We start from the raw sequence: 14,611 nt of genomic DNA on the forward strand, positions 1-14,611 counted from the left end.
CTGAATGAACACCGCGTGAAGCACGCCCCGGAACCCGTTTTCCAGCGGACTGTTCAGAGTTTTACGGCCCGGGTCCGCCACAGCAGGTACACGAAGTACGGCGCCCCGATCAGCGCCGTCAGCAGGCCGGCCGGGATCTGCGCCGGGGCCAGCAACGTCCGCCCGAGGCTGTCGGCGACGCTGACCAGTACTGCGCCCAGCAACGCCGCGACGGGCAGCAACCGGGCATGCCGTCCACCCACGAGCGCCCGGGCCGCATGGGGAGCGACCAGGCCGACGAACCCGACGACGCCGATCGCGGAGACGGCCGCGGCGGTCATCAGCGCGGCGCCGACCAGCGCGACGAGGCGGGTGCGCTCCAGGCGTACGCCGAGAATGCGCGGGATGTCTTCGTCCAGCGAGAGCAGGTCGAGCTCGCGCCGGGCCAGCACCATCACCGGGGTGAGGACGAGCAACGCGAGCGCCACCGGGATCACCTGCGGCAGGGTGCGCCCGTAGGTGCTGCCGGACAGCCAGGTCATCGCGAGGCTGAGGTTCCAGGGATCGGTGTAGACGATGACGAAGGTGATGATCGCGGTCGTCGCCGACGAGACGCCGACCCCGATCAGCACCAGCCGGTCCGAACTGAGCCCACCCCTCCAGGAGACCAGATAGACCAGCGCAAAGGTGGCCAGTGCGGCCGCTGCGGCGACGCCGGACAGGAGCCAGATTCCGGCCGTCGGTACCGCCATCAGCACGACGACGGCACCGACACCGGCGCCGCCCGTGATGCCGAGGATGCCCGGCTCCGCCAGCGGGTTGCGGCAGACGGCCTGTACGGTCGCACCCGCGATCGCGAGCGCCGCCCCGCAGAGGACGGCCGACAGGACCCGCGGGAAACGCGTGTCGAGAACGAAGGTGATCGCCCGCCCGGACCGGCCGTTGAGCCAGTTGACGATGTCGCCGGTACGCAGGAAGGCGTCACCGGCGAGCATCGCGAAGACAAGCGCCGCCACCAGCAGCACGATCAGCGCAACGGTGACGATCCAGAACGTCCGCAGGGTCCGCAGACCGCCACCGGCTCCCCCGGCCTGTTGCCGGCTCGGTCCGGAGTCGCGGAACCGGCGGGCCAGCCAGACGAGCACGATCGCGCCGACCAGCATCGTCATGATGCCGGTCGGGATCTCCACGCCTGCTTGGCCGCCGAGGATCGCGCGCAGGACGACGTCGGACGCGATCACCACGAGGATGCCGGCCAGTCCGGACAACGGCAGCAGCACGCGGTGGCGCATGAGGCCCGGGACGAGCGGAGCGATCAGCCGGACGAGCACCGGCGCGACCAGTCCGACGAACCCGACCGGGCCGGCGACGGTGACCGCCGCGGCCGACAACAGCACGGTGACGAGCGTGATCCACACCCTCGTACGGCGTACCCGGACACCTAATACGGAAGCCGTATCGTCGCCCAGGGCAAGGATGTCGAGCTTCGAGGCCAGCATCATCGCCCCGAAGATGCCGACGGCAACGACCGGCGCCATCTGCTCGACTGCGACGAGGTCCGTCTGGACGAGCGTCCCGGCTCCCCACGCGAAGGTGCCGATCGTCTCCTCGCGATACAGCAACATCAGCAGCGTGGTCAGCCCGGCCAGCGCCATCGCGACCGCCGACCCGGCCAGGATCAACCGGGTCGGCCCGGCGGTACCACCGGCCGACAATCCCAAGACCAGTATCGCGGCCGCCAGCCCGCCGCCGAACGCGATGCCACCCGACGGAAGGGCCGGAAGCGAGATCCCGAAGGCGGCGAAGATCACTACGGCCAGGTAGGCGCCCGCGTTGACGCCGAGCGTGTCCGGCGAGGCGAGCGGGTTCCTCGCCAGCGACTGCAGACCAGCACCGGCGACGCCCAACGCCAGCCCGACCAGTACGCCGGCCAGCAGCCGAGGCAACCGGGACGCGACCAGCACGTTGGCCGAGTTGTCCGTGCCTTGGCCGATCACCAGCTCGAGCAGGTCGCCGGCGTTCACCGAGGACGTGCCCTGGGTGAGGTGGACCGCGGCCAGCACGATGATCGCGACGACCGCGATCGCGAAGACACCCGCCACGCGCACCCGGCGTACAGGCTCCAGGGGCGCGGTGGCGAGGTCGGGCCGCTGGGCGGTCAGCTGGGTCAAGAGGTGACTGCCTGCACCGTCGCGTCGATGAACTGCTCGGTCGACTTCGGTCCGCCGAACATCCAGATCCCGTCGGCCAGCCGGTGCACGTTGCCACTCTTCACGAACGGCAGGTTCTTCCAGATCGCGTTCTTGGCCAGGTCACCGCCGAACACGTCGCCGCCGTCGCCGTTGTTGGCGATGTAGAGGAACTCGCCGTCCTTGAGTTTGGTCAGGCCTTCGATGTCGGTCTGCGCGAGGCCGTAGTCGGGGTCGCCGGCGCCGGTCCAGGCGTTCTTCAGGCCGAGCTCGTTCGTCACCGCACCGAGCAGCGAGCCGGAGGTGAACATCCGGATCGAGATCGTGCTGCCCTGCTTGTAACCGTCGGCCATCGTGTACGGCGTACCGGCCTTGCCCGCGTCGGCGAGCTTCTGCTTGCCCTCGGCAAGCTTCTTGTCGAAGTCGGCGAGCGCCGTCCTGGCCTGGTCGGTCTTGCCGACGGCCTGGGCGACCAGCTCGAGGTTGGTGCGCATCTGCGGGATCGCGTTCTTCGCGTCCGCGCCGCGGATGACCAGGACCGGCGCGGCCTTCTCCAGCTGGGCGATGGTGGCCGACGACTCGTCCGTGGTGGTGATGATCAGGTCGGGGGTCAGCGCGACGATCGCGTCCACGCTCGCCTCGCCGCGGGTGCCGACGTCCTTGGCCGACGCGTCGAGCTTCTCCGCGCTCACCCAGGTGTTGTAGCCCTTCACGTCGGCGACCCCGACCGGCTGCACGCCGAGGGTGATCAGGTTCTCGACGATGCCCCACTCCAGGCCGACCACCTTGGTGGCGGGCGCCTTGAGGTCGACCTTCTTGTTCCGCGCGTCCGTGACGGAGACGGGCCCCTGGTTGGTCGCCGAACTGTTGGCCTCCGGCGTGACGTTCTCGCTGCTACCGCAGGCGGTCAGCACCAAAGCCAGGGTTGCTAGGGCGGTGAGTCTCTTCATCAAATGACCTCAGTTGGTTTGCTGGAGGGTTTGGCGTTGCAGGTGCTTGCCGACGGGCTGGGTGGTGACGAGGCCCGTGGCGGGGTCGGTACCGACCTCGATCCGGATCCCGTACGTCTCCGACAGGGCATCGGCTTGCAGGACCTCGGCCGGCGTACCGGTTGCGCGGATCCGGCCCTGGTCGAGCAGGGCGATCCGGTCGGCGACAGCGGCCGCCTGGTTCAGGTCATGCAGGACGACGCCGACGGCGACACCGTGATCGTCGGCGAGGTCGCGCATCAGGTCGAGGATCTCGATCTGGTAGCGCAGGTCGAGGAAGGTGGTCGGCTCGTCGAGCAGCAGGACGCCGGTGTCCTGGGCAAGGCAGGTGGCGAGCCAGACGCGCTGCAGTTCGCCGCCGGACAGTTCGTCGACGGCGCGCTCGGCCATCACGGCGACACCGGTGACGTCCATCGCGTGGGTGATGGCGCGATTGCCGTCCGGGTCGTCGTGGCGCCAGCGACCGCGGTACGGGTGCCTGCCGTACCCGACGACGTCCCGCACACTGACGCCGTTGGGAGTCGGGCGGGACTGCGAGAGCAAGGTCACTCGCCGCGCGAAGTCCTTCGACGACAGGGCGAGCGCATCGGCCCCGTCGGGGAAGCTGATCTCACCGGCGTCAGGCTTGTGCAGCCGGGCGAGAGCGCGCAGCAACGTCGACTTGCCGCTGCCGTTCGGCCCGACCAGCGCGGTGACCTCGGCGGCCGTGATCTCCAGCGACGCCGCGTCGACGACCTGCTTGCCGTGATAGCCGAGACTCAGCGCACTCCCGGCCAGCCCCACTGACTCCCGCATGGCCCGAAGGATAGCCTCACCTAAGTACCACCGTCATCCTCACAACCAGCAACCCCGCGACTACAGATTAGGTGTTGAGGAGTTGGTCGGCCAGCCACGGGTAGGCGTAAGTGAAGGCCTGGGTGGCGAATTGCCAGTTGTGGCCGCCGGGCTGGACGGTGAGGGTCGAGGTGATGCCGACCTTCTTGCCTGCGGTGATGAACTCCTTGGCGACGCGGATGTGGGTGAGCTCCTCCGTGCCGTCCAGGTACTGGCCGGTGATCGGTGGGTACGGGCCGTGCTTGACCATGACGGTCAGCGGGGCGTGCACGTCGTACGCCGCCTGCGATCCGCCGAACAGGTTGGCAACGGTCTGTGCCTCGTCGCCGGTGTTCGGGGCCTCGTCGCCGGAGATGTCGAGGAAGTGCCGGAACGCCTCGGGGTGCTCGGTAACGAGTCCGATGGCACAGGTACCGCCCATCGAGAAGCCGGCGATCGCCCATCTCCGCGGATCCGTCGAGGCGCCGAAGTGCTTCTCGACGTACTGCGGTACGTCGAGCACGAGGTGATCCTCAGCTTGCCCGTGCGGCCCGTTGACGCACTCGGTGTCGTTGCCGAACCCGCCCGTCGGGTCGACGAAAACCAGGATCGGGCCGGCGCCGTGATGCCTTGCCGCGTAGGCCTCCGCTGTCCGGACGGCCTGTCCGATCCGGATCCAGTTCTCCGGCTTGGAGTGCTCGGCGGCGATCATCTCGACCGCCGGCAAGGCGGGCCTGCTCTTCTGGAACCAGGCCGGCGGTAGCCAGACCAGCTCGGGCCGGTGCTTGAAGCCGCTGGGTGTCGCCGGGATGGTGATCTTGACCAGCTTGCCGTTCTTCTGGGCTACCGGGTCCGGCTTGCTGGTCAGTTGGTGGAGTGACACTTCGCCCGGGACCTGCTTGTTCTCGATCCCCGCGACCGCATCGCCGACTGTGGGGAAGTACCCGACGAACTGGTTGACACCGTTGGCGCAGACGATCGCGGCCAAGGTGGCAGCGACGACTGCTGCTCCTCGATGGCGCCAGTTCACGGTCCGCGACAGTGCCGCGTGTCCGGTCGCCCGCCGGGGCGCGTTCCAGCCGACGATCAGCACCAGCAATGCGCCGACCACAACCCCGAACCACAGCCACACCGAGAGCGGCAACGGATCAGTGACCCCTGACGCCGGCAGCACCACCCGGGCGGTGAGCAACCCAGCCACCGCCGCGCCGACGACAATGAGCGGCAGCTTCCTGGTGCGCCACCGCGCGTCCCGCCACCCGACTGCGAGGACCAGAGCAACTACCGCGACGCTCTCGAGGGTCCACGGCAGCCATCCGCTCAGCAGCGACACCTCTAATGCCACGTCATCCTCCGTAGACTCCGGCACCCCTGCCCCGAAGGTAGACGTCTTGCCGACTAGTTTGGTTGCCGCACGCAGTGCGAGTCGTTTGGGCCCCTTTAGGAGGAGTTATGGGACGAGCCGTCCGTCGCCATTCGTTGATTGCCGGTGCGTTGGCTCTTGGGCTGGTGGCCGCGGTGAGTCCGGCGGCGTCAGCCGCGCCGACCTCCTCGCTGTTCTCCCCCGGTGCGGCCGGGGACGGGGATCCGTACTTCCCGGACATGGGTAACGGTGGCTATGACGTGAGTCACTACGACATCAAGCTCGCGTTCAGCCCGACGACTCATGCGATCAGCGCGACGACGACGATCTCGGCTCGGGCGACGCAGAACCTGTCCCGCTTCGACCTGGACTTCCTCGGGCCGCTGAAGATCAGCAAGCTCTCGGTCAACGGGCGGCGCGCGGCCTTCAAGCGAACCGGCGCGCAGGAGTTGGTGATCACCCCGGCGCAGGGGCTGCGGCGAGGGAGCAGGTTCGTCGTTTCGGTGTCGTATGCGGGCGTACCTCGCAAGATCGATGACCCCGCTTTGGGGATTTCGGGCTGGGCTGCGACGAAGGACGGCGCGGTCGCGCTCAACCAGCCGATCGGCGCGGCGACGTACTACCCGGTGAACGACACGACCCGCGACAAGGCGACGTACAGCCAGACGGTCAACGTGCCGAACGGCCTGACGGTACTGGCCAACGGCGAGCCTGGTCCCGTCACCAAGCGGGGCGGGCGGACCACCTTCCGGTGGACGATGAACCAGCCGATGGCCAGCGAGCTCAGCATGCTCGCCATCGGGAAGTACACCGTCACCCGCGGCACGCTGCGCGACGGCCGCCCGAACATCACCGCGATCGGCCAGTCGGTCGACACCGTCGCCGGCCAGGGCAAGGTCTTCAACAAGACCACCGCGCAGATCGTCGAGTGGGAGCAGTCGGTGTACGGCCGCTACCCCTTCGCCTCAACCGGCGGCATCATCGGCGACGTGGGCGTCCACTACGCCCTGGAGACCCAAGGCCGCCCGGTCTACGATCAGCGCAGCAGCAAAGTCAGCGGCGACCTCCTCGCCCACGAACTGGGCCACCAATGGTTCGGCGACAGCCTGACCCCCGCCCGCTGGTCAGACATCTGGCTCAACGAAGGCTTCGCGACGTACTCCGAATGGCTCTACCAGGAGAAGTTCAAGGGCGTCCCCGCCCAAAAAACCTTCGAGCAGACCTACGCGGCCGAAGACGACTGGACCGGCAAGGTAGCCAACCCCGGCCGAAACCAAATCTTCGACGACCTCGTCTACACCCGAGGCGCCCTCACCCTCCACGCCCTACGCCTCAAAATCGGCGACAAGGCCTTCTTCGACCTCCTGAAGTCCTGGCCCACCACCCATCGCCACTCAATCGTCTCAACCCAAACCTTCATCAAGTACGCCGAACACCAAACCCACCGCAACCTAACCCCCTTCTTCAACACCTGGCTCTACCAACCAGGCAAACCCAAGCTCTAACCAGCGGTGACCTTGAACACCAAACGGTGGGCTTGGACAAGGTATTACTTGTTCAAGCCCACCGTTTGGTGTTCAAGGTCACCACAACTGGGCGGCTGCTAGAGGGTGGCGGCTAGTTCGGTGCCTTGGAGGATTGCTCGTTTGGCGTCCAGTTCGGTGGCTAGGTGGGCGCCGCCGATCAGGTGGGTGGTGGGGGTGGAGAGGTCGCGGACTGGTTCCTGGCCGGCGCAGATGACGATGGTGTCGACGGCTAGGACGCGGGGGTTTTCGTGGTTGGGGCCGAAGGTTAGGTGGAGGCCTTCGTCGTCTATGCGTTCGTAGTTGACGTTGGTCAGGAGCTCTACTTGTTTGTTTTTCAGGGCTGCTCGGTGGACCCAGCCGGTGGTTTTGCCTAGGGTGGCGCCGATTTTTCCGGGCTTGCGTTGGAGTAGGTAGATCTGGCGTGGGGATGGTTCGGGGTTGGGTTTGGTGAGGGCGCCGGGGGTGGTGCGGGGGTCGGTTACGCCCCATTCGGCTTTCCAGGCGGCGAGGTCCAAGGTCGGGGAGTCGACGGTGGTGAGGAATTCGGTGACGTCCACGCCGATGCCGCCGGCGCCGATGACGGCTACGGATTTGCCGACGGGGCGGCCGTGGCGGACTACGTCGACGTACGAGAGGACCTTCTCGTGGTCGATGCCGGAGATGGATGGGATCCGCGGGACCACGCCGGTCGCGAGGATGACCTCGTCGAAGCCTTCCAGGTCGGCGGCGACGGCGCGGTGGCCCAGGTGGAGCTTGACGCCGGTCAACGCGAGTCGGCGTTCGTAGTACCGGATGGTCTCGGCGAATTCTTCCTTGCCGGGGATCCGTCGAGCGATACCGAATTGGCCGCCGATCTCGTCGTCTGCTTCGAAGAGTTCGACGTCATGGCCACGTTCGGCGGCGGTGACCGCAGCCGAAAGGCCGGCCGGTCCGGCGCCGACGACGGCGATTCGACGCGTACGCCGAGTTGGCAGCAGCACCAGTTCGGTCTCCCGGGCGGCGCGTGGATTGACCATGCAACTCGCGTGCTGTCTGGCGAACACGTGGTCCAGACAGGCCTGGTTGCAGGCGATGCAGACGTTGATCTCGTCCGCCCGATCAGCCGTTGCCTTGAGCACCCATTCCGGGTCGGCCAGGAACGGCCGGGCCATGCTGATCAGATCGGCGTCACCACGAGCCAGTACCTCCTCACCGACCTGCGGCAGGTTGATCCGGTTCGACGTCACCACCGGGATGGAGACATGCGGCCGGAACGACGCCGTGATCGACGTGAACGCAGCCCGCGGCACCGACGTCACGATGGTCGGCACCCGCGCCTCGTGCCAGCCGATCCCGGTGTTGATGATCGACGCCCCGGCCGCCTCGATCTCCTTGCCCAACGCAACAACCTCGGACCAGTCCTGACCGCCCTCGACCAGGTCCGCCATCGACAGCCGGTAGATGATCAGGAAGTCCGGCCCGACGCGTTCGCGAATCCCCCGGACGATCTCGACCGCGAGCCGGCGCCGGTTCTCCGCGCTGCCACCCCAGCGATCGCGTCGCTTGTTGGTCCGCTCGGCCAGGAACTGGTTGATGAAGTACCCCTCGGACCCCATCACCTCGACGCCGTCGTACCCACCTTCCTGCGCCAGCGCCGCACACCTCACGTACGCGGCGATCTGCCGCCGTACGCCGCGATCGGTCAGCGCCCGCGGTTTGAACGGGTTGATCGGCGCCTTCACAGCCGACGCCGAGACGCTGAACGGGTGATAGGCATAGCGCCCCGCATGCAGGATCTGCAACGCGATCAGCCCGTCCTCAGCGTGCACAGCATCGGTCACAGCCCGGTGCCTGCGAGCCTCCCGGCGATTGGTCAGCTTCGAAGCGAAAGGAGTCAGCCAGCCGGTCCGGTTCGGCGCGTAGCCGCCCGTGACGATCAGGCCGACGCCGCCGCGAGCGCGCTCGGCGAAGTACGCGGCGAGCTTCGGCAGGTCCTTGGCGCGGTCCTCGAGACCGGTGTGCATCGAGCCCATGATCACCCGGTTCTTCAGGGTGACGTGGCCGAGGTCGAGCGGGGCCAGCAGGTTCGGGTACTCGGTCATGAGGTGCTCTCCGATCGCATCGCCTGGATGACTTCGTCGCACCAGCCGAGGAACGACTCCTCGGCGCGGACGCCGCCGCGGAGTACGAGGTACTGGTGTAGTTCACGGCCGTTGAGCTTGTCGGGCTTCGGGAAGTCACGGCGCTGGATGCTGCGGTAGGTCTCCAGCCGGGTCGCGTGCTCGGCGCGGTGCCGCTCGACTTCCCGCAGTACTGCGGAAGTGTCGCCCAATGAAGCACCCCGGAGCTTGACCGCCAACCCGTCACGCAGAAGAGCCGGATCGACGGGCTCGGCCAACCAGCGCGTGAGCTCGGAGCGGCCGTCCTGCGACACCTCGTAGACCTTCTTGTCCGGGCGGCCGTCCTGGGCGATCTCGGTGTGGGTGATCCAGCCGGCGTCGTCCATCCGGCGCAGTACCCGGTAGATCTGCTGGTGGGTCGCGGGCCAGAAGAATCCGATCGACCGATCGAACCGCCGGGCCAGCTCGTAGCCGGACCCGGCGCGCTCGGTCAGCGAGACGAGGATCGCGTGTTCGAGGGCCATGCCGCCGACCATACCTATGCAACGAGTTGCAGTGCATCTGATTGCAACGCAGTTCACACCGCGGCGGGATATCCAACCGGTTGGTCGGATGAGGGAGAATGGTTGCAGACGCCAGCTATTGCGGAGCGGAGAAATTCCTTGGAGCACCCCATCAGGACCACGTTGCCCGGGATCGGCACCCGGTACGACCTCATCACCGACGGCGGCAAGCACGTCTCGGTGGTGGTGCACACGGACGGCCGGCGATTCCTGGGGTTCCACGATCCCGAGGACGACGACAGTTGCCTGGGCAGCGTCCCGCTCGGCCCGGCCGAGGCGAGCGCGCTCGGCCAGCTCCTGATCCCCGCGCCGATCGAGCCGCTGCGCGGTGACATCGAGATCGACCTGGTCACCGAGCAGATCCCGATCACCAGCCGCTCCCCGTACTCCGGCCGCACGCTCGGCGACACCCAGGCGCGTACGCGGACCGGCGCGTCGATCGTCGCGGTACTACGCCGTACCGGCGCCGTGCCCTCCCCGACACCCGACTTCAGGTTCGCCACCGGGGACACGATCGTCGTGGTCGGTACCCGCGAAGGCGTCGACGCCGTCGCCGAACTGATCACGGGAGGCTGAGATGCACGAGACGACCGGCCTGCTGATCGAGCTCGGCGCCGTACTGCTTGCCCTCGGCATCCTCGGCCGGATCGCCGGGCGGGTCGGCTTCTCGCCGATTCCCCTTTATCTCTTAGCCGGGCTGGCCTTCGGGCACGGCGGGCTGTTGCCGCTGGACGCGTCGGAGGAGTTCGTTGCCACCGGCGCGGAGATCGGCGTGATCCTGCTGCTGTTGCTGCTCGGGCTCGAGTACACCGCGGCCGATCTGGTCGGGACGCTGAAGACGCAGTACCTGTCCGGCGTGGTCGACTTCCTGCTGAACGCGTTGCCGGGTGCGGCTGTCGCATTGCTGCTCGGTTGGGGGCCGGTGGCGGCGGTCGCGCTGGCCGGCGTCACGTGGATCTCGTCGTCGGGGGTGATCGCGAAGGTGGTCGGCGATCTCGGGCGGCTCGGTAATCGCGAGACGCCGATCGTGCTCGGGATCCTGGTGCTCGAGGATCTGTCGATGGCAGTCTATCTGCCGATCCTGACGGCGTTGCTCGCCGGTGCCGGGCTGGCGGGTGGCAGCGTGACGTTGCTGATCTCGCTGGGGACGGTGAGCGTCGTACTGTTCGTCGCCCTGCGCTACGGACGGGTGATCAGCCGGGCTGTCTCGTCGGACAATCCGGAGATGCTGCTGCTCGTCGTACTCGGGCTGACGTTGCTGGTCGCCGGAGTCGCCCAGAAGTTGCAGGTGTCGGCGGCGGTCGGGGCGTTCCTGGTCGGGATCGCGTTGTCGGGCGAGGTGGCGAAGGGGGCGCGCAATCTGCTGAGCCCGCTGCGGGATCTGTTTGCCGCCGTTTTCTTTGTTTTCTTCGGGTTGAGCACTGACCCGGCGGACATTCCGCCGGTGCTGGGGATCGCGTTGGCGCTCGCAGTACTGACCTCGCTGACGAAGATCGCCACCGGCTGGTACGCCGCTCGCAAGGCGGGCGTCAAGTCCGCCGGCCGCTGGCGCGCAGGCGGCACGCTCGTCGCCCGCGGCGAATTCTCCATCGTCATCGCCGGCCTCGCAGTCGGAGTCGAACCTCGGCTGGGCCCGCTCGCCACCGCCTACGTCCTCATCCTCGTAATCCTCGGCCCCATCACCGCCCGCTTCACCGAACCGGTCGCCCGCAAACTAACCAACCTCCGCAAGAAGCCCGACCCAATCGGCCCACCGCTCGCCGAACGCCTCGACGACACCGCCGACTCCCGAAACTGACCTCACCTCCCCACGGCGCAGCCTGACGGCTGCAAGGGAAGGCGGTGTGTGGTCAGCCCGGGCGGTTGGTGGTGGGGTTAGTGGTTGGCGCGTTGGTTTGTGGTGGCGAGGGTGATTGTTTGGGTGATGCGGTTGGCTCGGGTTTCGGGGCGTTTGGCGAGGGTTATCCATTCGAGGATTCGGCGTTTGGAGGAGGGTGGGAAGGCGGCGAAGTGGGCGGCTGCCTTGGGGTGGCGGGCTAGTTCGGACTGTAGGTCGGCGGGGATTACGCCGTTCTGTGCGTCGGCTAGGGAGTCCCAGGTGCCGGTCCTTTGTGCCAGGTCGATCAGCTCCTGGCCGGGCGCCGCCATCAGGCCCTCGGCGAGGAGGCGCTCGGCGCGGTCTCGGTTGACCTGGCTCCAGGTACTGCGGGGGTTGCGGGGGGTGAAGGTTTGGTAGGTGCTGGTCGCGTCGCGGCGGAGGGTTTTGCTGTCGATCCAGCCGAAGCAGAGGGCGTGTTCGACCGCCTCGGCCAGCTCGACGCCGGTACCGTCGCGGCGGACGATCAGCCAGACCGAGCGCTCGGTCCGGCCGTTCGTGGCCAACCAGTCGCGCCACTCCTGCACCGACGCGGGGGCGAATGCCTCGTCGTCGGTGACTACCTGCTTGACCTTCGCGTCTGTGCTCATACCAAGAGCATGCATCAGATAAGTGCTCATCTAGTGAGCACTTAGTTCAGAAGAGTACGTCGGCCCGTTCGTGGTCGAGGAGGTGCTGTTTGCGGTCGAGGCCGCCGCCGTAGCCGGTGAGGTTGCCGGTGGAGCCGACGACTCGGTGGCAGGGGACGATGATGCTTACCGGGTTTTTGCCGTTGGCGAGGCCTACCGCTCGGGAGGCGCCGGGGACCAGGCCCAGGGTGGCGGCCAGTTGGCCGTAGGTGGTGACTTCGCCGTATGGGATGTCCTTCAACGCGGACCAGACCTGTTGCTGGAAAGGGGTTCCGGTCAGTTTGAGGGGTACGTCGAAGGTGGTGCGGTCGCCGGTGAAGTACTCCTTCAGTTGCTGCTGGACCTCAGGCAGGAGGGAGTCGTCGCGGGAACCGAAGGTCTCCAGCGGCGGGCGGTGCCGGTGCTGTTCCATATAGAGGCCGGCCAGTTCGCCGGTGTCGGCCGCGACCAGGGTGAGCGGGCCGACCGGGCTGTCCATGACGGCGTACGACATGGTCAGGCCTCCCACTGCGCGCGGGTGATCCGGTAGAGCACATGCCGCTGCAGCGGATGCCCGTCGGGCAGCCGCGGGTGGTCGAAGTCGCCGGCCTCGTCGTGGGTCATGCCGATCCGCTCCATCACCCGCTGGGACGGCTTATTCGTCGTCGTGGTGAACGACAGCACCTCATCGAGGCCCAACGGGCCGAACGCATGCGCGAGCGAGGCCCGCGCGCCCTCGGTCGCATAACCGTTGCCCCAGGCATCCTTCATCAGTCGCCAGCCGATCTCGACCCCCGGGCCGAACGGTGCATCGAAGCTCGGCACGGACAACCCCGTCATACCGATGAACTGCCCGGCCTCCCGTACTTCGACCGCCCAGAACCCAAAGCCCCGCTCGTCGATCGCCGCGCTCACCCGATCGACCATCGTGTCGCTCTCCGCCCGGGTGAGCGCTGCAGGGAAGTGCTCCATCACGGCCGGGTCGGCGTTCAGCGCCGCAAAGGGTTCGCGGTCGCTGTCCTTCCACTGTCTGAGCAGCAGGCGGTCGGTGGTCAGCTCGCTCATTTCACTCCGTCGCTGTCGTTCGGAATCTTGTTGATGGCATGGTCGCCGGTCGCCCACAAGTACTGCACCGCGTACGCCCGCCAAGGCCGCCAAGCCCGCGCATGAGCGATCAGCGCCTTGGGCGCCTCCGGCAATCCGAGGTCGCGAGCCGCATACTTGATGCCCAGATCGCTTGCCACAAAGGCATCCGGGTCACCGAGCGCGCGCATCGCAATCGACTCGACCGTCCACGGCCCGATGCCAGGCAACGCCGCGAGTTGCTCGCGCACCTTGTCCCAGTCACTGCCCGCGCCGAGGTCGATCTCACCGGCCGCAAGGGTCGCGATCAACGTCGTCAGCGTCGTACGCCGTGACTTCGGAAAGGCCAGCGTCTCGGGGTCAAGCCCGGCCAGCGCCTCCATCGTCGGGAAGAGATGAGTCAGATTGCCCAGCGGATCATCGATCGGTTCCCCGTACGCCTGCACGAGACGACTCGCATGAGTCCGAGCGGCGGCCGTCGACACCTGTTGACCGAGCACAGCCCGTACGGCGAACTCGGCCCCGTCGACCGTGTGCGGCACCCGACGCCCGGGCGCCTTCTCGATCAGCGGAGCCAGTACAGGATCTGTCTTGAGCAGGTCGTCGACCGCGATCGGATCCGCGTCGAGGTCGAGCATCCGGCGGCAGCGGCTGATCGCGATCGAGAGGTCGCGCTGATCGGTGAGCGAGAGCTGGCAGGCGATGTGGTCAGGCATCGGGCGAAGCGCCACGACCCCATGACCGTGCGGGAGCCGCAGCGTCCGTCGATAGGCGCCGTCATGCCACTCCTCCACCCCCGGCACCCCGGTGGCGATCAGATGCCCGAAGAGGTTGTCCGGCGTCAACGGCTGGCGGAACGGGAGGCGCAAGGAAATCGTCCCCGGCGCACTGGTCGCGTCGCCGCGCTTGGCCCGGGTGCGCAACTCGCTGGGTGACAGCGCGAAGACCTCCTGCACGGTCTCGTTGAAGGTCCGCACGCTGGAGAACCCGGCGGCGAACGCGACGTCAGCCATCTGCAACGAGCTGGTCTCGATCAGCAGCCGCGCGGTCTGGGCTCGCTGCGCTCTGGCCAACGCCAGTGGCCCGGCGCCGAGCTCGGCCTGCAGTTGGCGTTGGACCTGGCGGACCGAGTAGCCGAGCTGGGTCGCGAGGCCTGGTACGCCGTCGCGGTCGACGACCCCATCGCCGATCAACCGCATCGCGCGGGCGACCAGGTCGGCGCGATCGTTCCACTCCGGGGAGCCCGGGCTCGCGTCGGGCCGGCAGCGCTTGCAGGCCCGGAAGCCGGCCTGCTGGGCCGCGGCGGCGCTCGGGTAGAAGCGCATGTTCTTGACCTTGGGCGGCACGACCGGACAGCTCGGGCGGCAGTAGATCCTGGTGGTCAGTACGGCGGTGAAGAACCAGCCGTCGAAGCGGGCATCCTTCGACTGGACCGCTCGCACGCACCGCTCGACGCATTCATACACGTGCTCCAGCATCCCCGCCCGCACCGACAGTTTCTAGCGGTTTTACGCCATCGAGGT

13 protein-coding genes are annotated in these 14,611 nt (G+C 67.6%); 3 read left to right on the forward strand and 10 right to left on the reverse strand.

What is annotated here, in order from left to right; genetic code table 11:
- Positions 1–53 precede the first annotated feature (53 nt).
- From AB0M15_RS01075 to AB0M15_RS01090, 4 genes are all read right to left on the reverse strand, one after another.
- A complete protein-coding gene (locus AB0M15_RS01075) occupies positions 54–2,150 on the reverse strand; it encodes an iron ABC transporter permease (RefSeq protein WP_363812637.1) in 2,097 nt (698 codons plus the stop codon).
- Entirely contained in the window at positions 2,147–3,118 is a 972-nt protein-coding gene (locus AB0M15_RS01080) for an iron-siderophore ABC transporter substrate-binding protein (RefSeq protein WP_363812639.1), read from the reverse strand. The genes AB0M15_RS01075 and AB0M15_RS01080 overlap by 4 nt, the downstream gene beginning before the upstream one ends.
- Positions 3,119–3,127: 9 nt before the next feature.
- A complete protein-coding gene (locus AB0M15_RS01085; RefSeq protein ID WP_363812640.1) occupies positions 3,128–3,952 on the reverse strand; it encodes an ABC transporter ATP-binding protein in 825 nt (274 codons plus the stop codon).
- A gap of 67 nt (positions 3,953–4,019) precedes the next feature.
- Positions 4,020–5,315 (reverse strand): alpha/beta hydrolase-fold protein, encoded by a 1,296-nt coding sequence (locus tag AB0M15_RS01090; RefSeq protein ID WP_363812642.1) that lies wholly within the window; start codon positions 5,313–5,315, stop codon positions 4,020–4,022.
- Positions 5,316–5,422: 107 nt separating this feature from the next.
- Between AB0M15_RS01090 and AB0M15_RS01095 the strand changes: the two genes are divergently transcribed.
- On the forward strand, positions 5,423–6,838 hold the full coding sequence (locus tag AB0M15_RS01095) for a M1 family metallopeptidase (protein ID WP_363812644.1): 1,416 nt from the start codon (positions 5,423–5,425) through the stop codon (positions 6,836–6,838).
- Between the two features lie 98 nt (positions 6,839–6,936).
- Here the strand turns inward: AB0M15_RS01095 and AB0M15_RS01100 are convergent, their stop codons facing one another.
- Both AB0M15_RS01100 and AB0M15_RS01105 read right to left on the reverse strand, forming a co-directional pair.
- Positions 6,937–8,940, reverse strand: a complete 2,004-nt coding sequence (locus AB0M15_RS01100; RefSeq protein ID WP_363812646.1) for an NADPH-dependent 2,4-dienoyl-CoA reductase — start codon at positions 8,938–8,940, stop codon at positions 6,937–6,939.
- Positions 8,937–9,482: a PadR family transcriptional regulator gene (locus tag AB0M15_RS01105; protein WP_363812648.1), complete on the reverse strand. Its 546-nt coding sequence runs from the start codon at positions 9,480–9,482 to the stop codon at positions 8,937–8,939. Before AB0M15_RS01105 ends, AB0M15_RS01100 begins: the two co-directional genes overlap by 4 nt.
- Before the next feature lie 138 nt (positions 9,483–9,620).
- Between AB0M15_RS01105 and AB0M15_RS01110 the strand changes: the two genes are divergently transcribed.
- Positions 9,621–10,097, forward strand: coding sequence for a TrkA C-terminal domain-containing protein (locus tag AB0M15_RS01110; protein WP_363812650.1), 477 nt, complete (start codon positions 9,621–9,623; stop codon positions 10,095–10,097).
- A gap of 1 nt (position 10,098) precedes the next feature.
- Complete coding sequence (locus tag AB0M15_RS01115) at positions 10,099–11,319, forward strand: cation:proton antiporter (protein WP_363812652.1); 1,221 nt, start codon at positions 10,099–10,101, stop codon at positions 11,317–11,319.
- 77 nt (positions 11,320–11,396) lie between these two features.
- On the opposite strand, the gene AB0M15_RS01120 is transcribed toward AB0M15_RS01115, so the two are convergent.
- The 4 genes from AB0M15_RS01120 to AB0M15_RS01135 are packed head-to-tail and all read right to left on the reverse strand — an operon-like array spanning position 11,397 to position 14,578.
- Positions 11,397–11,987, reverse strand: coding sequence for a YdeI/OmpD-associated family protein (locus AB0M15_RS01120; protein WP_363812654.1), 591 nt, complete (start codon positions 11,985–11,987; stop codon positions 11,397–11,399).
- A gap of 46 nt (positions 11,988–12,033) precedes the next feature.
- On the reverse strand, positions 12,034–12,519 hold the full coding sequence (locus AB0M15_RS01125) for a methylated-DNA--[protein]-cysteine S-methyltransferase (RefSeq protein ID WP_363812656.1): 486 nt from the start codon (positions 12,517–12,519) through the stop codon (positions 12,034–12,036).
- Positions 12,520–12,521: 2 nt separating this feature from the next.
- Positions 12,522–13,070: a GNAT family N-acetyltransferase gene (locus tag AB0M15_RS01130; RefSeq protein ID WP_363812658.1), complete on the reverse strand. Its 549-nt coding sequence runs from the start codon at positions 13,068–13,070 to the stop codon at positions 12,522–12,524.
- Positions 13,067–14,578, reverse strand: coding sequence for an AlkA N-terminal domain-containing protein (locus tag AB0M15_RS01135; protein ID WP_363812660.1), 1,512 nt, complete (start codon positions 14,576–14,578; stop codon positions 13,067–13,069). Before AB0M15_RS01135 ends, AB0M15_RS01130 begins: the two co-directional genes overlap by 4 nt.
- Positions 14,579–14,611: the final 33 nt, after the last annotated feature.

Origin of the sequence: Kribbella sp. NPDC051718 (assembly GCF_040681515.1) — a bacterium.
Lineage (GTDB): Bacteria > Actinomycetota > Actinomycetes > Propionibacteriales > Kribbellaceae > Kribbella.

Coding starts and splice junctions, on each gene's coding strand:
- AB0M15_RS01095 (WP_363812644.1), top strand. CDS start 5,423: ATGGGACGAGCCGTCCGTCGCCATTCGTTGATTGCCGGTGCGTTGGCT.
- AB0M15_RS01120 (WP_363812654.1), bottom strand. CDS start 11,987: ATGAGCACAGACGCGAAGGTCAAGCAGGTAGTCACCGACGACGAGGCA.
- AB0M15_RS01115 (WP_363812652.1), top strand. CDS start 10,099: ATGCACGAGACGACCGGCCTGCTGATCGAGCTCGGCGCCGTACTGCTT.
- AB0M15_RS01080 (WP_363812639.1), bottom strand. CDS start 3,118: ATGAAGAGACTCACCGCCCTAGCAACCCTGGCTTTGGTGCTGACCGCC.
- AB0M15_RS01105 (WP_363812648.1), bottom strand. CDS start 9,482: ATGGCCCTCGAACACGCGATCCTCGTCTCGCTGACCGAGCGCGCCGGG.
- AB0M15_RS01125 (WP_363812656.1), bottom strand. CDS start 12,519: ATGTCGTACGCCGTCATGGACAGCCCGGTCGGCCCGCTCACCCTGGTC.
- AB0M15_RS01130 (WP_363812658.1), bottom strand. CDS start 13,070: ATGAGCGAGCTGACCACCGACCGCCTGCTGCTCAGACAGTGGAAGGAC.
- AB0M15_RS01085 (WP_363812640.1), bottom strand. CDS start 3,952: ATGCGGGAGTCAGTGGGGCTGGCCGGGAGTGCGCTGAGTCTCGGCTAT.
- AB0M15_RS01100 (WP_363812646.1), bottom strand. CDS start 8,940: ATGACCGAGTACCCGAACCTGCTGGCCCCGCTCGACCTCGGCCACGTC.